Raw genomic sequence first — 20,543 nt, 5'->3', positions numbered from 1 at the left:
ATATTTTATATTCCTTCTTCAAAATATACAAGAGTTTTCTTTTCTTAATAAAAATGTCTGTATATTTTTTATTATGTGCATATATTTTATTTTTTTGACATACACTATTAATGAACATAACCATAATAAGTTGTTCTAATTAACCAAAATAGATAGCATACGTAATATGTGCTATCTATTTTAATTTCTGCAATTAGCATTATTCAACATAATCTATAGCTAATTAAGCTTGAAATATAAATTAAAAATATATTAAACCGCAAGCTAACTTAAGCAGTAATCGTCACTAATATAAGTTATTGGAACCCTTTGGAGTTTCTTAATTTTTTTACTTTCAACCTTAAACAAATTCAAATGGTGACCTTCAAACATGTATGAAAAACAATCTTTCATGTAATATTCTTGTGGTAATTCTTTTTGCATTTTAATTAATAATTCTCGCAAATCATATCCTTCAACTTTATAAAATACATCTCTTATAAAAAATGAAAGTGAATTATTGTAATAATTTTTACGTCTTTCAACACGCAATAATAATTTTTCTATGCGTTCTTCATTATCACAAAATAATGTTACAGGAATTTTTATATCTAAAACATAATCTATTAATTCATCATCCTTTAAATAAAAAAGACTATTAAATTTTTCTGAGTTTTTACCATAAAAATCAAAATTCAAGCTGTCATTTTTAAAGGTGCACCCTCTTACTTTAAGCTGAAATTCTTCTTTAGAAAAATACACTGTTGCCTGCTCACACCCTAAATTATCAGTATATAAAGCAGAATATTTTAATTTGACCATATAATATTCTATATCCCCCTCAATTTAAACTTTTTCTCTTATACCCCTATAAGACTTCTCAAAACCACCTTATTATTATATTATACTTTCCCATAAATTAGAAGCATGATTTTTTTATTTTCCAAATTTAAACTTATAAAACAAAAGTATTATTTTGTGGCTCATAAAAAGATAACCCATATTTTTTTGCAAATTCTTTTATTAAAGTATTTATATATTCTGCCTTGCTAAATTCACATGACATAATAATATGTCCTTCTGATTTGTCAAAAGTCACACTCCAAGGACATAAATCTAAATCTCCAACTTCATCCTCGTTAATATCATCTATTTCTGGATGCTTAGCTGTTAATTCTTCATAAAATTCCTGCGTTCTTTGTGTTGGACCTATTAATGATGTATCACCTTCACAAAGCTTTAAGTATAATTTCTCTGCCTCTTCTTTACTTTTAACACAATTAGAATGCCATACTGCGCAATTCCAACTCATATCTTTATCACCTGTACTCCTTTATTTACATATATATCCTAATAAATAAATTACATATTCTTAGTTCCTACAAAGGTTTTTAATGTAACAAAATAATTAGCAATCATATAATTTAATTATTTTTAATCATATTACTATCTAATATTGTATAATTAGCTCTATGTATATATAATGCTTTTCCATCTATATTTAACCTTGTCATTTTAGGCAAATCTTCTGGAATAGTTACAAAAACATCATTCCCTTGATATACACCTATAGGTATTCCCATTTGAGAACTTACAATTATCGTCTTTTTTTTACCTATATCATTTTTAATCTTATTAACAAATCTGTCAATTGAAACTAATCCTCCACCTTTATTAACCTCTATATTTTCTGGAATCTGATAATCTTTTACCATATCAACTCCATCTTCTGCAAATATCGTTGTATTTCCTACTTGAAACATTTGATTTCCATTAATAGTAACTTCTAAAACTTCTGATTTAAAAGCTTCAGTCTTTTTATCAAAATTTTCACTATTTTGAAGTAATCCAACAGAAACTTTCTTTCCATCAATAGTTAATGTTTTATTTCCATAATCATCATATGTACTTATTGTAAAATGTTGTCCTACTAAATCTCCTTTTATTTTTCCTATCCAATCATTTAATTTTGCACAGCCAATTCCAGAAAAAATTAATATAGATACTGTTCCAGCTAAAATTGCTAATTTAAATTTTCTCTTCATATTTTATCTCCCCTACAAAAATTATATTTCTACAAAACTGTTAAAATTCCTTTATTTCAAAACGTTTTTCCCCTTTGTTTCTTAATCTTTTTAAATATGATTATAGTTGAAATTCCAATTATAATTCCAATAATCATCCCTCCCAAAACATCAGATGGATAATGTACATATAAATATAATCTTGAAAATCCAATAAAAGAACTTAAAATTAATGCAAAAATTCCAATTCTTTTATTCATATAAAATATTACTACACTAGCTGCAAATGAACACATTGTATGTCCTGATGGAAATGAAAAGTCTGTTGGTGATTTAATTAGCAAACCTTCTAATAAAGGTATAACATCAAAAGGACGAGCTCTAGCAACCAAAAGCTTTAGCCCTAAATTACCTATCACATAACACAAAATTAGTGCAACTATAATCATAAATGAATATTTTCTATATTTTTTGCTTATGAAAAATGCTAGTCCAATCATCATCCATATTGTTGCTCCATCACCTAAGCTTGTTAATGAAATCATAATTTTATCTCCTAATGGACTTCTCATATTTATTTGTATAAATTGTAAAATACTATTATCTAAATTTTGAATCATATACATAATATTTTATATCTCCTTATCTTAGTAACCTATATGTATATTTTATAAAATAATAATGAGCTATAAGAGTAAACTCTTATAGCTCATTTTTTCAAACAGAAACTATCTTCTGTTATTTTGTTGCTTTCTAGCTCTTCTACAATCAGCACATCTTACTGGTTCGTTTTCAAATCCTTTTTCTTTGTAGAATTCTTGTTCTCCAACTGTGAATATGAATTCTTTTCCGCAATCTTTACATACTAATGTTTTATCTTCCATTTTCAATTCCTCCAAATTTAAAGACTTACTTAACTAATACTTTCTCATAAGGAGAAATTTTAATCTAATTAAATCTTTGATATATTTTTTTATCCCCTTAGGAACATTCTCAGTATATCATATCCTATTTTAAATTACAATATGAAAATTTATTATTGGTTCTTTTTTTCTTCTATTTCTGTAAACGATACATTAGTGAAGGAATTGGTTAATATATATTTTCCGTTTCCAACTTTAATATATTTCATTTCTACTATATCTCCAGCTTTAGTTAGAGCAACCTCCCTAGCTGCTTCAGTTGAAACCGAGAAAATATTATCGTTATTTTTAAGTTTAATATCATATATACTTGTTCCTTCTTTAATGATTACACCTATTCTTTCAACCTCACCCTTTATTACTTCATCTTGATTTCCACCTTCAAGCGAAATATTAGTATTAGTTAAGCCTTCGAGATATTTATTTAAAGTAGCCTGCAAAGAATCCCCTACACCTACAGTATTATAATTTTTAACATTTACCATAGAATATTGCTTAACTAATCCATTAGAATCCTTTAGTGTCATAAAATACGTTGGTTCATTTTGTATATTTATTAAATACGGGAAGGTTGCAGTATATCCATATTGTTGAACTTTGCCTTCTGCTGACCTCATACTTGCTTCTTCTGTTGCACCAGCAGTTTTATACATCTTAGTTTCTCCAGTTCTAGTATTTGTTAAGGTAAATCCCACAAGAGATTCATCACTCCCAACTGAAGTTATACCTGTGTAATAATAGCATTTTTCCTTATTATAAATTATATTCATATCACCAGTTGATTTTAACTTGTCTTTATCTGTAAAATTTAAAACTCCATGAACTAATTCTCCCCATTTATTAACATATCTATTAATGTAGTTAATTGGTTGTATTCTATCTACCCAGCCTGGTATATTATTTATATCATACACATTTGATTCACCTGTTTGAGCATCCATTATTAACGCTCCAATAGCTTTTGATTCAGTGATTCCAACACCATTATCATATCTTGTAATTATCCAGTATGGCCTTCCACTATCATCTAATTCAAAAGTGAAATCTGTATGGCCTGCTTTCATATCTCTAAAATACGCCGCTCTATTTAATTCACTAAGAATATAAGCTGAATTTAAATATTTAAGCTTAATATCTTTTCCATCAAGCTTAGTAACTAGCTCTACATCATTTTGATTTGTGGCACTTACCTTAATATATCCTATTGTTCCTTCTCTATTTGTAAACCATTTAAGAAAAGATGAATGTTCAAGTGGTCCTACATAATACAGTTGTCCATTTACATTTTGTAAATCTAATTCTCCAACTGTAACTTGGCTTCCAAGGCTAGTGACTTCACCCAATTTTTTATCTGCTAATTTGTTTGCAAGTTCCTTATCTATTGTAGGAAGTTGATTAATATCTATATATTCTATTTGACTTGAAAAATCTACTTCTTCTACAGTTCCTATTAAATTTCTGTGCGCATTATAGTTCATTAATGGACTAGATCCGATTAATACTATAATATAACCTATAGCCACTATTACTGCTGATATTATATATCTTTTATTTTTTATTAGAAATCCATATCCAAAGGTACATACTACAAAAATTCCAACAATAGTCAATATATTGAGACTTAAATCTAAAATTAAAGAACTGTTTAATACTAAGAGTAGTCCTATTACTAAATATACACTCAATAATATTTTTAATAATCTAATTAAATTTATTTTATTATTCACCTTTCTCCTCCATCACAATCATTTTCTTTATCTTAGATTATAGCATAAAAAAACTTCTTCTTAATAAAAATTTATTTTCTAAATTTTTCCAGAAAGAAGTTTTTTAAGTTTCTAAAAAGTTATTTATAGAGCTTTATAAACTATCATTCAAAATAATTTTTCTTAGCGCAAAAAGATCTGCTGTATTAATTCTTGTATCTCCATTTATATCTGAATTTTGTTTATTTATGTTGTTTGCTTGACCAAATGATATATATTTTTGCAATTCCATATAGTCTAGCATATCAATTTCACCGTCACCATTTACATCACCTAGCAATAATTTATCATCAGAACTAGTTGTTACACTTAACGGACTACTAGCTAACGATATATTATTAGCAGCATCTTTAGCTTTTATAGTAAAGCTATAAGTTGTATTTGCATTTAATCCTGTTACGGTATAACTTGATGTTTGACTTGTTCCTACTAATGTTGAACCATTATATATATCATAGCTAGTTACTCCTACATTATCAGTTGCCGAAGTCCATAGAAGAGTAACAGAATTAGCGGTTTTTCTGTCGCAAGATAAATTACTTGGAGCTGTTGGTGCTTGAGTATCACCTTTTACTTTTATAACTTCTGGAATATCTGATAGTGGTTGTTGACCTTCACCATATATTTCATAAAGCCCTGCAAGAGCTCCAACAAAACCCGCATTATAATCAATGCCTACTTCATTTGATACATATTCGCCTCTTGAATCTATATGATTATCACTGCCATCTGGTCCCCCAACTAAAGCTCCCCATAAAGTGTGTTTTGATTCGACTGGATTTTCTAGCTTATTTGTTGTTGATCCATGAGAAGCTCTATGATGAGGATACTTAACAGATTTTTCAGAATATCCAACTTCATAACTTCTATTTAGTGGATTATTACCTAAAAGATAATTCATTTGTTTTTTAGACCAATCAGTTATTCCTGCATTAGGTTTATATTTATTATAAATAAGAGCGCATAACTGTGCTGCTGTGTTATATCTTGCAGATCCCCATTGATTTAGAAAACTATATCCACCTGATGTTTTATTTAAGTAACCTCCACTATTATCTTGGTGAGTAACTCCTGACCAATATTCTGCATTCCATCTAAATTCATTCCAATATGTTGAATCATTTGTTATAGGTGCAAGAATTCCGTATACTCCGGCCCAAACATTATCCCAACAATGAACCCAGCTATTGCGATAATTCCATGATTTATTGTTTACAGTCTTTTTCAAATATCCTGTATAATTGCCACTACTATCTGTAGCTATTACATCGTTTAAATATGACTTATCTCCAGTTGCACGATTAAGCCATGCTGCTGCCCAAGAAAGATCATCTTCATCATATCCTGAATTATAGAATCCTCCTGAAAATCCTATGCCTCTGTTATTTTTTGCAAATTTGTATAATGCTTTGGCAGTGTCTAAACATTTGTTAGCGTATACTAAATCACTATCCTTAAAGTTCATATAATTAACTGCAAGAGAAGCTGCTGCTTCTGCACATTGATCACTTGCAGGTGTTTCAGCTGTTGCAAACCAAGCTGGTCTATCAGTAGCTTGCAATTCTGGTGCTCCCCAGTAACCATGATCTGTATTTCCATCTCCCACTTGATAAGCAAAAGCTACAACGTTTCCATTTGCATCTCTAAAAGTACATCTCATGAAATAATCATTAAACCATCTCAATATGTTTTCTATATGATCTTGTTCTCCAATTTTAGCATATGAATTTTTAAATTCGTAATATCCCCAACCTAAAGTTGAGCCTGAATATCCTTGTGTCATCCCAAATTTCACATGATCTCCACAATCATGATAACCTCCACTTAAGTCAACACTTCCATTTTCATCTGGATCTAATACATTTTTATTAGCAGCTATAAATGACGCAGATAAATTTGTTCCCTTTCCACCACTTTTAGGTATGAGTGGAACCTTCTCATCTGCTAAATGGCAATCCCCTCTATAAGTAAGTCTATTAGTTCCACTTACATTTCCACATTGATTTGCATCATAAAAATATAGTGATAATTGAAGCGCTTTAGCATAGTTATCTGTAGTTTCTGCATTAACAGGCATCGCAAATCCTCCAGTAGAAAACATAGATGCTACTGTTAAAAGTGCTAATACCTTTTTTATTTTATTAAAATTCATAAAATCCCCCATCTCTTTTTAGATAAATTATACTATTTTCTTTAAATTTTTAGTTGGTTTCTTCTTAAAATTGCAATTTTATTCCTTATTTATTCTATTTTTTTTAATTTATATATCTTACGCTTAAAATTTTATATTTAACAATATTTATCTTGAAAATATAAAAAGAAACCTCTGTATTTATGAAGCTATTCAAATACAGAGGTTCTCATATATTATTAAAAGGCAATATTCTAAAATAATATAGCGATTAATGTGTGGAAACTACATTATGTGGGATGAGTAGAAATACAATGGCATCAGTAAATCTTCACATCTTAGATATATTCCTTTTGGGGGCTTAATATAATTTGCTTTTTTAATTACATATCAAAATAAATAAAAGAAGAGATAATAAGGTCGCCGCATATTTCTTGAGACCCCATTATCTCCATCTAATTAATATATTAGTATATTAACAGATATATGATTTATATTCAACATTTGCTTAAAACTCTTAATAAAAATAAGTAATAGCATAGTTTAACTAAATAATCTTAACTTTTTCTTATTAATATTTAAAATGTAAAATTTATATGTTAATTTACAATTAAGTTTAAAAATTTTTATTCTTACTTGATTTTATACTAAATACATATATTTTTTCTTCATTTAATATATGTTGTAAAAACAATTCTTACATAAAATTTATAATTGCAACATACATACAATTGCTAATTGTTTTTGTCTATATCTAAAATTGTTTGTAATAATACATTTGTTCCCTTCCAACAGTTTTCAAGAGGTGTAAACTCTTTTTCACAATGACTATGACCATTTTCACTTGGAACAAAAATCATTGTGGTTGGAATTAACTCTGTAATAAATTGAGCATCATGTCCAGGACCACTATACATTCTTTTAGTTGAATATCCAAATTCCTTTGCATTCTTTTCAACATAATCCACAAATTCAGAATGAAAATGAACTGTATTACGTGACCATGCTTTTTCATAGCTTGCTTCACATTTTTCAACTACTTTAGGAATAGCTTTGATTATTTCGAGAACTTGATTAATTACTTCCGGATCTTGATGTCTTGCATCTAATGTGAATTTAACAAGATCGGGAATAACAGTATGAATATTGGGATGAGCTGAAATCTTTCCTGTTGTGTATACTAATTTGTTATCAAGTTTATCAAGTTCATCATGGAGATATTGAATTGCCTTTGTAGCTGCATATAACGCATCCTTTCTATATTTCATTGGTGTTGTTCCTGCATGATCTGCTTGTCCCATAAATGTAAATTCATAATTAATCATTCCACAAACACCTTCAACAACACCAATATCAATTTTTTCATACTCCAAAACAGGTCCTTGTTCTATATGCAATTCTACTAACGCCTTATACTTTTCTGGAGTTATTCTATTTTGAGTTTCACCCATATATCCACTAGCTTCTAATGCTTCTTTAAAAGTAACTCCTTCTGTATCTTTAGAAGCTAGCATTACATCTTTATCAAATTTTCCTGTTATGACACCTGATGACATCATTGCAGGCTCAAAGCGTGCACCTTCTTCATTAGTCCATATAACTACAGTGATAGGATGTTTATGAGGTATCTTTTCTGTAACTATAGTTTCAGCTGCTTCTAAAGCAGTAAGAACTCCTAGAATCCCATCATAATTTCCACCTTGTTTAACTGAATCTGCATGTGATCCCATCATAATTCCTGGCAAATTATCATCTCCAGAAATAGTAGCATAAATATTAGCCATATCATCTGTTTTTATTTCCATTCCAAGAGCTTTACATCTTTTGCAGAATTCCTCCCTTGCATCTAGTGCTGCAGGTGACAAAGATAATCTTGTAATTCCACCTTTTCCTGTATCTCCAAACTTACTAAAAGTTGTTATTTTATCTTGAAGTCTTTCTTTGTTACAAGTTAACATATCAAATTCCTCCTTAAAATTCTTTCATATTTAAAATTTTTTATAAAATTCTCTGTTGTTTATTTGAATTATTTTTTATTGATCCTTTTTCCTGGTGTTATTGCTTTTGCTGGACAAACAACGCTGCATAATTGGCAACCTACGCATTTATCAACCTTAAGAATAGGTTTATTGGTGGCTTCATCTATTTTTATTGCTTGATGACCTCCATCAAAGCAAGATAAGTAACATCGTCCACAACCTACACATTTTTTTCTATCAAATCTAGGATAGCAAATACTATCTCTGTTAAGTTTATCTGCGGGAATAATACTCGGAAGTGCTTTTCCGACAACTTCAGCTATATTTTTATATCCTTGTGAACTTAAATATAATTTCATTCCATCTATTAAATCTTCAATAATCCTATATCCATATTGCATTACTGCTGTAGTTACTTGTAGATTTTCACAGCCTAATGCTAAAAATTCAGCTGCATCTCTCCAAGTTTCAATCCCTCCCATTCCGCTAATTGGCGCATCTTTTAACTCCTTACAATTTTTCATATCATGAATAAAACGTAACGCTATTGGTTTTACTGCTTTTCCCGAATAACCTCCAACACTTGTCTTACCTTCTACATTTGGTTCTGATTTAAAACTAGCTAAATTTAAATTCATAATACTTTTAATTGTATTAATTGCAGCAATACCTGTTGCTCCTGCTTCCATTGCAGCTATTGCTGATATTTCCATATTCCCAATGTTAGGTGTCATCTTTGCAAGAATAGGTAAATGTGTGCCTTTTCTTGTTGCTTTAGTATATAAAGCTACTAATTTGGGGCTTTGACCAACATCAGAGCCTAATCCGTTTCCAGACATATGTGGACAAGAAAAGTTACATTCGATAATATCTGCTCCTGCGTTAGTCATTAACTGTGCAAGTTTAGTCCACTCCTCTTCATTTTGTCCCATAATTGACGCTACAATTATTTTACTTGGATAATCTTTTTTTAATTGCTTTAAAAATTGAATGTTTTCTTTTAAAGTATGATCTGAAATTTGTTCAATGTTTTTAAACCCTATAAAAGGTAAATTTTCTTTACTAAGTGCAGTAAACCTTGGTGAAACTTCTTTGGGCACAAACATACCAATAGTTTTAAATGCTACACCTGCCCATCCCAGGTCAAATGATTTTGCTACCATCTCATAATTACTTCCAACTACAGATGAAGAAAGAAAAAATGGATTTTCTGTGTGGAGTCCGCAGAAATCTATAGATAAATCAACATCAACCTCTTTAACTTTAGGTTCAGCTGAAATTGCTTTCATTATTTTATCAATTGGTACTGATTCATTAATCTTGCCTTTTAAACATGCTTCCATGCATTCTTTTGTATCACAAGTTATACACGGAAGGGGACTTAGCAGTTTATTTACTGCTCCAGCCTTATTTTCAAATCTCAAAGAACGAATAATGCTATCCGCTTCAAGTGACTTTGGGCAAGCTTTGCGGCAAGGTGCATCATTACACAATAAGCATCCTGATACATATTCATTAATTGAAATATCTTTATAAGATAAACTACACATTTCCATTCCTCCTAAATATCGTCTATTTTCTTCCTATTCGTTTTACAAATTCTCCAAGTCCTATTTTTCCAACAAATTCACCATTATCATATACTAAATTTCCACGTACAAAGGTCTTTACTGGATATCCGTATAATGTCTTTCCTTCCCAAATAGTATGGTCATAGTCTGAATGCATATTGTCTACTGAAATAGTAAAATCTTTGCTTGGATCATAAATTACAATATCTGCGTCTTTTCCAACTGTTATAGAACCTTTTTGTGTGCATCCAAATATTTTAGCTGGATTTGTCGAACATAATTCAACTACATTGTTAAAGCTTAATTTTCCTTCATTTGCAGCTGAAAGCATATAAGGATATAAATTTTCTACTCCTGCACATCCATTAGGAATCTTTGTAAAGTCATCTTTTCCCCAATCTTTTTCATAACTTTGAAATGGGCAGTGATCTGTGGCAATTGTATCAATTTCTCCTGCTTTAATAGCTTTCCAAAGAGCATCTTGGCTTTCTTTATTTTTCATTGGAGGTGAACATACAAAGTTTCTTCCATCTTCTCTCTTATATACATCACAGGTAAATTCTAAATATTGAGGACATGTTTCAATATATATGTCATAACCTTCTCTTTTGGCTTCAATAGCAGCTTCTAACCCTTCTTTATCTGCCATATGAACTAAATATAATGGTGCTTCCATTGATTTAGCCCAGTGAATTGCTCTTTTATCCGCTTCTGCTTCTACGTATTCTGGCCTGCTTAAATAATGATACCAAGCAGAAGTTTTCCCTTCTTTTAAGAATTTTTCAATATTCAAATCAATTAAATCAGGATTTTCTGCATGAATATTAGTCATAGCTCCAGTTTCCTTTGCTTTAAGCAATATCTTAACTAAAGTAGCGTCATCTACCATCATTCCTTCTTTTTTATATACCAAGAAACATTTAAAACTTGTAACTCCATATTCAACAGCATCTTTAAATTCATCTAAAATTGCACCATTATTTAAATCAGTAATACAACAGTGGAATGCATAATCAACGCAAGCCTCTCGATCACAAATTTCTTTTCGCCCCTCAACAGTTTCAATTATTCCTTTTCCTTTTCTTTGCATTGGATAATCAAAAACTGTTGTAACTCCACCACAAGCAGCTGCTCTTGTTCCTGCAAGATAACTATCCGCTGAAACTGTTCCTCCAAAAGGCATTGCTAAATGAGTATGTGCATCAATAGCCCCTGGTAATACTAACTTTCCATTAGCATCTACAACATTTGCTCCTTCTTCTTTTAAATTTGTTCCAATGGCTACAATTTTGCCATCTTTCACTCCAATATCTGCCACATAAGATTCTGATGTCGTTATAATTGTTCCATTTTTTATAATTAAATCCATAAGTATTTTCCTCCTATTTTATAAATTCTCTCATAGCTGAAATCAAGGAATTTCTCCTTTAATATATGTTGTAATTTTAATGCTACATTTCTAATAATTAATTTTTAAAACTTCCTAAGAAAAAGTGAGAATAAAAAGTTAACTTCATCTATATTCCCAAGAGATAATTGTATAATTTATGATTCAGATGTTATTAAAGCACCTGAATCATAATATATGTTATAGTTTCATATTAATATTTTTATATTTATACTTATTGTTTTTTATCTTATACTTATCTTCTCTTTTTATATAAGTATATTCATTTGATAAAATAAGAAAGTTCAATTTATATAAGACTATAGTTTATATAAACTATATTACTTTATAGCTTCTTCCCAGTATTTTGCTGTGAAGGTTGTATCATCTACTACTGGTGTTTTTGCTAAATCTTTATTATAAAGTTTTAAGAAATCTCCTGTTTGCTTAATAGCATTCATATCAATTTGTCCAATTTTTGAAGCATCAAAACCTTCTGGTGCTGTAAGTTTTGCAACTTCTTTTGCCATGTAAACTTGATGTTCTAAAGATACTGATTTATCTACCTCATAAACTGTTTTTCCGGCTGCTTCTGGATCTTTACATGCATCCTTCCAACCTTTAATTGAAGCTCTTAAGAAACGAACCACTAAATCTTTATTTTTAGATGCCCATGTAGAATTTACAAATAAACAGTCTTCCATCATTGCAACACCTTCATCGTTCATATTAATTGTATTTAAATCGTCTTTTGAAATACCACCTTCTAGTAATAAGCCAAACTCGTTATAAGTCATTGCTGAAGCTGCATCAATAGATCCTTCTTTTAATTGATCCATTGTATAATCTTGTTGTAGAAGTTTTAAATCTTTATTTTTATCTAATTTATACTTTTCTAATAGTGCAAGAACTTCATATTCATTGCCACCAAACCAGTTACCAACCTTTTTGCCTATTAAATCCTTTGGTGAATTAATTCCTGCATCCTTTTTTGATACTAATAATAAACCAGATTTTTGGAACATTTGAGCAACTTCTTGTAGCTCATAACCTTGAGCTTGATAAGTCATTAAGCTTGATACCCACGTAACACCAATATCTGCCACACCGTTATATACATTTTGCTCTGGAATAATATCACTTCCTCCTGGAAGAATGTTTATATCAATTCCTTCTTCTTTATAATAGCCTTTTGCTGCTGCCACATAATACCCCATAAATTGTGATTGTGGAAGCCATTTTAATTGAAGATTTACCTTTTGCGTTTCTCCATTATTTCCTTTTGCAGTATCTACTGATTCTTTAGTATCTTTTGCACCTACCGTTTCTGCCGGCTTAGTTCCACAACCTACAAATAACATCCCCATCATTACTACACTTAAGCCTAAAGCTAATAATTTCTTTTTCATATTAAATTCCTCCTCATTAAATAAAAGATATTTTATCTTTGTGACGCATGCCATTTTATGGTTCTACGTTCTATTAGTAAAATAGTTAAGTAAAGAATTATCCCAACTAAAGCAGCCATAACAATATAAGACCAACCCATAGCCATCATTCCTTTTCTTAAATTATCTTTAATTCCAAAACCAATACCAGCTGTAGATGCTGCAAAATATTCACTTATCATAGCTGCCATTATTGATGCTGAAACATTAATTTTTAATGCTGTTAATACATTAGGCAAACAATTAGGTAAACGAAGCTTAAAAAATATAACTCGCTTAGACGCTGCATAAGATTCTAATAAATCCTTTGCGAAAGGTTTTAAGTCATTTAAGCCACGATAAGCATTAATTGCCATAGCCGCCATGCATACAACTGCTACAACTCCAACCTTTTGTGCAAAACCACTTTCAAACCAACGATTCATAATAGGAGATAATGCAACAATTGGAATTGCATTAAATGCAGCTATTACACTAAGTCCTGTATAACCCCACTTTGGAAATACCACTGCTATTACAGCAACCATAAATCCAATTCCGCAGCCTAAAACAAGTCCAATCAAAGCACCTGAAACAGTAATCATAGTATCAGACAAAGCTTTAGAAAAATTATTTTGAAGCGTAGTTATAATTTGTGAAGGTACAGGTAATTGAAAGGGTTTAAAGCCTAATGCATCATGAATGGCACCTACTTGCCAAAGAATGATTACTAATATTCCAAAACCCATTGGCCATAACACATTTTTAACTTTTTCAGTCATATATTATTCTCACTCCTTTTATGTAATTTGTTTTCTCCAAGGTATACAAATTTTTTCAAATACAATAACTATTCCATAGCTTAAAATCCCCATAAAAGCACTTGTCACGACAGATCCCCAAAATACATCTTTGGCTCCTGAATATAAAGAATATAAAAGTTTTACTCCAATTCCACCACTTGAACCAAGCATATCTACTAGGATTGATGCTGTAATTGACATTGGTGCTGCTATTTTTAATCCTGCAAATAAATAAGGCAGAGAATATGGAATCATAAGCTTATAATAAATACTCTTTTTCTTTGCAGCATAAGAATATAGCAATTCTTTCTTATCATTTTCAACACTATTTAATCCGCTTAACATATTAACGGAAACCGGGAAAAATGTTATATACGCAGCAATTATTATTCTTGATATATTCATATCTCTTGCAAGAGTAAAAATAATAGGTGCTAATCCTAAAACAGGTATCATTTGTGATATTATCAAATATGGAAGCGCTATCTTTTCTGCAATTTTTGATAAACTCATAATAAGTGCTAATGTGAATCCTATTGCCGCTCCAAGTGCGAATCCAATTACAGCTCTTGAAAAAGTAAGTCCTGCAGCACCTATTAATTCTATAAAATTCTGTGAAATTGATATAATAATATTATGCAGATATGGTAATTTTACTGCAGCCATAGGATCATTAGTAACTTTATCTAAAAAGAAAGCTCCCAATTCCCAGACTAGGATAATACCAATAGCCCAAACTAAATTAACTTGATATTTTTCTTTCTTACTTAGCATTCTCAAACCCCCTCAAAACTATTTCGAATCTTTGTAATATAATCATAAAATTGCGGTGTTTGTTTTGATTCCATATTTCTTGGCCTTGGTATATTAATATCAATTACTGCTGAAACACGTCCAGGATGTGGTGATAGAACTACAACTCTATCTGATAAAAAAACTGCCTCAGAAATATTATGAGTTACAAACACTATTGTTTTATTTGTCTTGTTCCAAATATTAAGAAGATCTTCATGAAGCTTTTCACGTGTAAATTCATCTAAAGCAGAAAATGGTTCATCCATAAGAAGAATCTCCGGATTAATTGCAAGTGCCCTTGCAATTCCAACTCTTTGCTGCATTCCTCCACTTAGTTCATAAGGATAATGCTTTCCAAAATCAGAAAGTCCAACTAAATCAAGCATTTTTGTAACTTGCGAAGTACGCTCTGGCTTTTTCATTCCGAGTAGTTCCATTGGCATACACACATTTCTTCGAACTGTCCTCCAATCATATAAAACAGGATTTTGAAATACAATTCCATACTTCTTTTGAAGTCGTATATCTCTAGGACTTTGGCCCCTTACTGTTACATTTCCAGATGTATGTTGAAGTAAATCAGCTATGATTCTAAGTAGTGTTGTCTTTCCACATCCTGATGGACCTAATAATGAGATAAATTCTCCTTCTTTAATTTGTAAATTAACATCCTTAAGTGCTGTTACTGGTTGACCTCCATTTTTATCTTGATAAACCATACTTAAATTTTCTATTTTTATTTCTATATTTTCATTTCTTGATTTTGAAAAATCTCTTTCTTGAAATTCTGTCTCTATTTCTTTTAACATATTCATCGATTTAAGCCTCCTTTTTCAATTAACAATAGACATTGCTTTAAACAATTCATAATTTAAAATGATAGTTCAATAGAAAAAGTTAAAGCAATCAAATATAAAATTGGGACTTTTACTTTTCCTTTGTAATATCTTTATAAGAATGAAAAAACGGCGTAAAACATATTGTTTTTGCGCCGTTGCAAATTTTCATATTTATTATAATTTATTTTTGTAAATCGGTAATTTTACAATATAAAAACTATACTTTTTGTCTTATATCTACCACAACTTGCTATATATATTTAACAAATCTTGTTTCGTAACTTCTTTTATAGTATTTGATGGACTACCACTATCCATGGCATCTTGTGCCATCTTGTCCACTACTTTATCAAAATCTTCTTTATTAATTCCATATTCTTTCAAACTTGGAATCTCGCAAGTATTACATAAAACTGTTAGTTTTTCTAAAAAGGCCTCTGCCGATTCTTTATCATTTTTTTTATAATCCGCAGCTCCAATTGCTCTTCCAATTGCAGCAAAACGTTCATAACTTCCAGTTAACACATAATTTAAACATTCCTTTATAAGCATGGCATTTGAAATTCCGTGCGGTACATGGAACATAGCACCAATTGGTCTGCTCATTCCATGAACTATTGTTACAGAAGAATTATTTATACAAACCCCTGCTTCATATGCAGCTAAAGCCATTTCTTCTCTTGCTTTTTTGTCATTACCATCTTTATATGCTAACGGTAAAAATTTAAAAATTCTTTTAATTGCAGATATTGCAAAAGTATCAGTTAGTGAATTTGCCTTCTTTGATGTATATGCCTCAACTGCATGAGTTAATGCATCCATACCAGTTGCCGCAGTTAGACTTTTAGATGCTGTCATTGAAAATTCAGAATCAATAACTGCTAAATTAGGCAGTAATGCTTCCCCCTTTAGAAGCATTTTAATATTTTTCTTTGAATCTGTAATAATAGTAAATTTAGTAGCTTCTGATCCTGTTCCCGCTGTGGTTGGAATTAACACTAGCGGTGGAAAATCACCTTCTATTGTTTTTCCCATATAATCACTAATTGAACCTTCTAATTTAGTCATAGCTACAATTGCCTTACCACTATCCAAAGGACTTCCTCCACCTATTGCAATGCAAAAATTACATTTTGCATTTTTATAAGCTTGTACACCATTTTCAATCATTACATCTGTTGGCTCACCTATAATATCATTAAATACTTCAAAACCAATCCCCCAGCTTGTTAAGCAATCTGTCAAAATCTTAACTATACCCATTTTAGTAACATTTTTGCCAGAAACAATAAAAGCTTTTTTACCAAAGGTTTTAATGATTTTTTCACTATCTTTTAATGCATTATCACCAACAATTGTGTGTCCTGGTAGACTAAATTCATATGCCATATTCTTCACCTCATTTAGATAAATTGCTTATCAACAATTTCAAGTACTTCATCTAGCTTAGCAAGTTCTTCCTCTAATTGTTCCTTTGTAATAATTAATGGTGGTGCTATAAGTACCATATTTTCATGAGAATAAGTCATAAATCTTCTTTCTTTTAATTCACCTATAATTTTCACCATTATACCCTCAGGATCTTTACCATATGGAACTAAAGGTTCCTTCGTTTTTTTATTCTTTACCAGTTCTACTGCTGAAAATAAACCAATATATCTTACATCTCCAATACATGGATGGTTATCTTTCATTTCCTCTAATTTCTCACCAAGTACTTTACCTAGTTCATTTACATTCTCTAAAATATTTTCTTTTTCATAGTAATTAATACAAGCAACTCCTGCTGCACAAGCTAAAGGATGTCCGCTATAAGTTAAACCACAAGATAATAAGTTATCGTCAAAATACTCTGCAATTTCTTTACTTACTACAGCTCCACCAAGCTGAACATAACCACAAGTAACACCTTTTGCAAAAGTTACAATGTCTGGTTTTATTCCAAAATTCTCAAATCCAAACATTTTACCAGTTCTCCCCCAACCTGTCATAACTTCATCACATATCATCAAAATTTTGAATTCATCACATAATGCTCTAACCCCTGGGAGGTATCCCTTAGGAGGAATAATAATTCCATTGGAACCAGTGATTGTCTCCATTACAATTGCTGCGATGCTGTCTGGTCCTTCATATATAATTTGTTCTCTAAGCTTAGCTAAATAATATTTTGTTGCTGCTTCTTCAGATTCAAATTCTATTGGTTCTCTATAGATATAAGGATCAAAGAATTTAACAAACCCTGGAATTCCTGGTTCTAATGCATATCTTCTAGGCTCTCCTGTTAAATTACCTGCACCAAATGAAGATCCATGATAACTTCGATAACGACTAAACACTTTTGTTTTTCCAGTAAACATTCTTGCCATTTTTACTGCATTTTCATTTGACTCTGCTCCAGCATTGGTAAAAAATACTTTTCCCATATTATCAGGCATTAATTCTATTATCTTTTTTGCCAGCTTTGCTCTAGATTCAGCTCCATAAGATGGACCTACAAAACAATATTTATCTACTTGTCCCTTTATTGAATCTGCAATTTCTTTATTTCCAAATCCAAGATTCATATTAACAAGCTGAGATGACATATCCGAATATCTATTTCCCTCATAATCCCAAAAGTAAATTCCTTCACCTTTTTCAACTGGAATTGGATTTATATTTCTTTGTTTACTCCAAGATTGTAAATTGTATTTCTTTAACGTTTCCTTAATTTCTTCTCCATTCATGTTTCATACACTCCTTCATTTCTAATTTATATTTTTAGAAGAAAATATGTTTACCAAACTTTTTAATTAACAATATGTCTTTGATAATTCAAAATTCTTCACAATTCACAATTAAGATAATAAAAAACAAGATATAGTGCATATTATTAAATATTCATGCTGCACAAATTTAATACTATATTTAATAAATCAATTACTAAATTCCCTTCATTAGCTTATCTCTGATTTGTAAGATTATCCTAAGTCTTTACTTTTACTGCAAATTCCTATAAATATAAAAAAACAGAACTTATTCAATTGAACAAGCTCCGTTGCTTTATCTATATATAAATTCGGTTTCTTTAAGTTGTTTTTATTATATACTAGCATTATCATCTTTTACAATAATCAAGTGACTAATCTTACATGTGCAGATGCACAATCAGCATTATATTTTTAAGGATAGTATATCTTCTACATCTAAACCTGCTTGTACTATTCCAATAGAATCCTGTCTTGAAATAGCTACATATTTAAAATATCTATCATCAAAGTCCCTTTTTTGAAAATTTTGTTTTATTATCGTATTTCTATCCTTAAGTACTTTCCTAAATACATGTGCCTGAGTCATCTCATCCTCCGGGAATCTAAAGCCCATAGTTGAAACATTGTTTGTGATTACTGTTACTCCATCATCATCTGTTATATAAACTTCTGATATACCATTCTCCCTGCAATATTCATTAATATTATTAATATTTAATTCACCTCTTGATATTTTTTCTGAAATTACACTGCATTGTTCTATAAGCTTATTAGCTATTATATTTTCAAATTCTTGAGTAAATTCAAGCATAGTCCTTATAGAACTTAACATATTATCACAACTTGAAGTATTTGAAGTTTCTATTTCATATTGATTTTCTACATCCTTATTAATTAATTCAAGTTCATTATTAAATTCATCAAAAAATTTTGCAACATTTTCAGAGGTTATTTTAATTTCTTTATTAAACTCAAAACCTTCTTCAATTTTTTTAGATACTGTATGTACAGAAGAAATTATATATGTAATTTCTTTATTTATTTCATTGAAATAATTTTTTATAGAATCAGTTGAATCAAAAGCTTCTTTTCTCTTTTCTGATAAAAGACTCATAGCATCTCCTACTTCCTTAGTTCTAATATTAATTTCTGATATATTATTTTTAATATTTTTTGCATATTCAGAGCTTTCATCTGCGAGCTTTCCTATTTCTGAAGCTACAACCGAGAATCCTTTACCAGCTTCACCAGCTCTTGCAGCTTCAATTGCTGCATTTAACGATAATAAATTTATATTTCCAGAAAGTTTATTTATTAGTTGCGCCATATCATCAACATTATTTGTTATACTTGATAAATTATCTATATATTTTGTTAAATTTTCTATGTTCGTATTCATGTCATCAAGGATGTTAACAGCAATTTCTACAGTATTACTTCCAGACTTTATAAAATTATCTGTTTGACTTGCTGTTTCAGATGCATTATTTGATAAATTATAGATATTTTTTTGGGAATCATAGTTTTCTTTTGAAAGATTATTTAATTCTTCTAAATAAAGAAGCGTGTCTTTAGATTTTTTATCAAGTTTAATAAACTTGTTTTTTATTTCTCCCGAAGTTTTAATTGATTTCTTCGAACAATTGTAAACATGGTTTATTTGCTCTGAAATTTCTGTTGAAGATTTTAATGTACTATATACCCAAAATAAGAGTTTTTTCGTTATCGGTATAAATCTATTATTAATTTCTTTGTTTTCTGTTAGTCTAGATGTAAAATTACCCTCTACTATTTTTTGTATTGCAGTATTGCATTTATCTTTAATTTTTTTACTCTTTATTTTCTGAGTTATAAGCATAATAATTAATATAACTATTATAATAAACTCTATTATGGTTAAAATATCAATTTTCATTATTATCACCATCCTATTTCATATAGTTAAATTTTAATCAGCTTAGAAATTATAATAATTAAATGTATTTTAATATAAAAAGGCTGTGAATTTATCAACCTTTTTACATTAATTGTTAATTTTATTATTTATAATAACACTTTAATTTTGTAAATTTGATTTAATCACCCTTTCCTTTTTTCTACTCCTTCAAGCTGAATTTAATTAAAAATTATAAAATTCAGCTTATATACGATATAAATATATATTGT

17 protein-coding genes are annotated in these 20,543 nt (G+C 29.8%); all 17 read right to left on the bottom strand.

Annotated elements, in window-relative coordinates; all coding sequences use genetic code 11:
* Positions 1 to 264: 264 nt before the first annotated feature.
* Positions 265 to 801, bottom strand: a complete 537-nt coding sequence (locus tag CLPUN_RS12430; protein ID WP_077847598.1) for a DUF6304 family protein — start codon at positions 799 to 801, stop codon at positions 265 to 267.
* A gap of 133 nt (positions 802 to 934) precedes the next feature.
* Positions 935 to 1,291, bottom strand: a complete 357-nt coding sequence (locus tag CLPUN_RS12425; RefSeq protein ID WP_077847597.1) for a hypothetical protein — start codon at positions 1,289 to 1,291, stop codon at positions 935 to 937.
* Between the two features lie 112 nt (positions 1,292 to 1,403).
* The gene (locus CLPUN_RS12420) at positions 1,404 to 2,024 is read right to left on the bottom strand and encodes a DUF5052 family protein (RefSeq protein WP_077847596.1); all 621 of its coding nucleotides are present in this window, start codon (positions 2,022 to 2,024) and stop codon (positions 1,404 to 1,406) included.
* Between the two features lie 56 nt (positions 2,025 to 2,080).
* Positions 2,081 to 2,629, bottom strand: a complete 549-nt coding sequence (locus tag CLPUN_RS12415) for a phosphatase PAP2 family protein (protein WP_077847595.1) — start codon at positions 2,627 to 2,629, stop codon at positions 2,081 to 2,083.
* A 102-nt stretch (positions 2,630 to 2,731) separates the two neighbouring features.
* The gene (locus CLPUN_RS12410) at positions 2,732 to 2,887 is read right to left on the bottom strand and encodes a zinc-ribbon domain-containing protein (RefSeq protein WP_015392682.1); all 156 of its coding nucleotides are present in this window, start codon (positions 2,885 to 2,887) and stop codon (positions 2,732 to 2,734) included.
* Positions 2,888 to 3,039: 152 nt separating this feature from the next.
* Positions 3,040 to 4,653 carry a cell shape-determining protein gene (locus CLPUN_RS12405; protein WP_077847594.1) on the bottom strand — a complete coding sequence of 538 codons (1,614 nt, stop codon included), beginning with the start codon at positions 4,651 to 4,653 and terminating at the stop codon, positions 3,040 to 3,042.
* A 133-nt stretch (positions 4,654 to 4,786) separates the two neighbouring features.
* A complete protein-coding gene (locus CLPUN_RS12400) occupies positions 4,787 to 6,844 on the bottom strand; it encodes a glycoside hydrolase family 9 protein (RefSeq protein ID WP_077847593.1) in 2,058 nt (685 codons plus the stop codon).
* A gap of 713 nt (positions 6,845 to 7,557) precedes the next feature.
* Positions 7,558 to 8,781, bottom strand: coding sequence for a Zn-dependent hydrolase (locus CLPUN_RS12395; RefSeq protein ID WP_077847592.1), 1,224 nt, complete (start codon positions 8,779 to 8,781; stop codon positions 7,558 to 7,560).
* A gap of 68 nt (positions 8,782 to 8,849) precedes the next feature.
* Positions 8,850 to 10,352, bottom strand: a complete 1,503-nt coding sequence (gene preA, locus CLPUN_RS12390; RefSeq protein WP_077847591.1) for an NAD-dependent dihydropyrimidine dehydrogenase subunit PreA — start codon at positions 10,350 to 10,352, stop codon at positions 8,850 to 8,852.
* A 22-nt stretch (positions 10,353 to 10,374) separates the two neighbouring features.
* Positions 10,375 to 11,742, bottom strand: a complete 1,368-nt coding sequence (gene hydA, locus CLPUN_RS12385) for a dihydropyrimidinase (protein WP_077847590.1) — start codon at positions 11,740 to 11,742, stop codon at positions 10,375 to 10,377.
* Between the two features lie 359 nt (positions 11,743 to 12,101).
* Positions 12,102 to 13,169, bottom strand: coding sequence for an ABC transporter substrate-binding protein (locus CLPUN_RS12380; protein WP_077847589.1), 1,068 nt, complete (start codon positions 13,167 to 13,169; stop codon positions 12,102 to 12,104).
* Positions 13,170 to 13,201: 32 nt separating this feature from the next.
* The gene (locus CLPUN_RS12375) at positions 13,202 to 13,969 is read right to left on the bottom strand and encodes an ABC transporter permease (protein WP_077847588.1); all 768 of its coding nucleotides are present in this window, start codon (positions 13,967 to 13,969) and stop codon (positions 13,202 to 13,204) included.
* Positions 13,970 to 13,987: 18 nt separating this feature from the next.
* Positions 13,988 to 14,764 (bottom strand): ABC transporter permease, encoded by a 777-nt coding sequence (locus tag CLPUN_RS12370; RefSeq protein ID WP_077847587.1) that lies wholly within the window; start codon positions 14,762 to 14,764, stop codon positions 13,988 to 13,990.
* Positions 14,765 to 14,766: 2 nt separating this feature from the next.
* Positions 14,767 to 15,600, bottom strand: a complete 834-nt coding sequence (locus CLPUN_RS12365) for an ABC transporter ATP-binding protein (protein ID WP_198944326.1) — start codon at positions 15,598 to 15,600, stop codon at positions 14,767 to 14,769.
* 261 nt (positions 15,601 to 15,861) lie between these two features.
* Positions 15,862 to 17,013: an iron-containing alcohol dehydrogenase gene (locus CLPUN_RS12360; RefSeq protein WP_077847586.1), complete on the bottom strand. Its 1,152-nt coding sequence runs from the start codon at positions 17,011 to 17,013 to the stop codon at positions 15,862 to 15,864.
* Positions 17,014 to 17,027: 14 nt separating this feature from the next.
* Positions 17,028 to 18,353: an aminotransferase class III-fold pyridoxal phosphate-dependent enzyme gene (locus CLPUN_RS12355; RefSeq protein ID WP_077847585.1), complete on the bottom strand. Its 1,326-nt coding sequence runs from the start codon at positions 18,351 to 18,353 to the stop codon at positions 17,028 to 17,030.
* 427 nt (positions 18,354 to 18,780) lie between these two features.
* Positions 18,781 to 20,292 (bottom strand): methyl-accepting chemotaxis protein, encoded by a 1,512-nt coding sequence (locus CLPUN_RS12350; protein WP_158078760.1) that lies wholly within the window; start codon positions 20,290 to 20,292, stop codon positions 18,781 to 18,783.
* Positions 20,293 to 20,543 lie beyond the last annotated feature (251 nt).

The organism is Clostridium puniceum (assembly GCF_002006345.1).
GTDB classification, from domain to species: Bacteria; Bacillota; Clostridia; order Clostridiales; family Clostridiaceae; genus Clostridium; species Clostridium puniceum.
The sequence above is the reverse complement of the archived record's forward strand: the minus strand, read 5'-3'. Positions and strand labels throughout refer to the sequence as shown.

What these genes read in the sequence shown, in the direction of transcription:
- CLPUN_RS12430 (WP_077847598.1), bottom strand. Translation starts at nt 801, where the DNA reads ATGGTCAAATTAAAATATTCTGCTTTATATACTGATAATTTAGGGTGT.
- CLPUN_RS12355 (WP_077847585.1), bottom strand. Translation starts at nt 18,353, where the DNA reads ATGAATGGAGAAGAAATTAAGGAAACGTTAAAGAAATACAATTTACAA.
- CLPUN_RS12380 (WP_077847589.1), bottom strand. Translation starts at nt 13,169, where the DNA reads ATGAAAAAGAAATTATTAGCTTTAGGCTTAAGTGTAGTAATGATGGGG.
- preA (WP_077847591.1), bottom strand. Translation starts at nt 10,352, where the DNA reads ATGTGTAGTTTATCTTATAAAGATATTTCAATTAATGAATATGTATCA.
- CLPUN_RS12425 (WP_077847597.1), bottom strand. Translation starts at nt 1,291, where the DNA reads ATGAGTTGGAATTGCGCAGTATGGCATTCTAATTGTGTTAAAAGTAAA.
- CLPUN_RS12370 (WP_077847587.1), bottom strand. Translation starts at nt 14,764, where the DNA reads ATGCTAAGTAAGAAAGAAAAATATCAAGTTAATTTAGTTTGGGCTATT.
- hydA (WP_077847590.1), bottom strand. Translation starts at nt 11,742, where the DNA reads ATGGATTTAATTATAAAAAATGGAACAATTATAACGACATCAGAATCT.
- CLPUN_RS12400 (WP_077847593.1), bottom strand. Translation starts at nt 6,844, where the DNA reads ATGAATTTTAATAAAATAAAAAAGGTATTAGCACTTTTAACAGTAGCA.
- CLPUN_RS12365 (WP_198944326.1), bottom strand. Translation starts at nt 15,600, where the DNA reads ATGAATATGTTAAAAGAAATAGAGACAGAATTTCAAGAAAGAGATTTT.
- CLPUN_RS12395 (WP_077847592.1), bottom strand. Translation starts at nt 8,781, where the DNA reads ATGTTAACTTGTAACAAAGAAAGACTTCAAGATAAAATAACAACTTTT.
- CLPUN_RS12415 (WP_077847595.1), bottom strand. Translation starts at nt 2,629, where the DNA reads ATGTATATGATTCAAAATTTAGATAATAGTATTTTACAATTTATACAA.
- CLPUN_RS12375 (WP_077847588.1), bottom strand. Translation starts at nt 13,969, where the DNA reads ATGACTGAAAAAGTTAAAAATGTGTTATGGCCAATGGGTTTTGGAATA.
- CLPUN_RS12420 (WP_077847596.1), bottom strand. Translation starts at nt 2,024, where the DNA reads ATGAAGAGAAAATTTAAATTAGCAATTTTAGCTGGAACAGTATCTATA.
- CLPUN_RS12410 (WP_015392682.1), bottom strand. Translation starts at nt 2,887, where the DNA reads ATGGAAGATAAAACATTAGTATGTAAAGATTGCGGAAAAGAATTCATA.
- CLPUN_RS12350 (WP_158078760.1), bottom strand. Translation starts at nt 20,292, where the DNA reads ATGAAAATTGATATTTTAACCATAATAGAGTTTATTATAATAGTTATA.
- CLPUN_RS12360 (WP_077847586.1), bottom strand. Translation starts at nt 17,013, where the DNA reads ATGGCATATGAATTTAGTCTACCAGGACACACAATTGTTGGTGATAAT.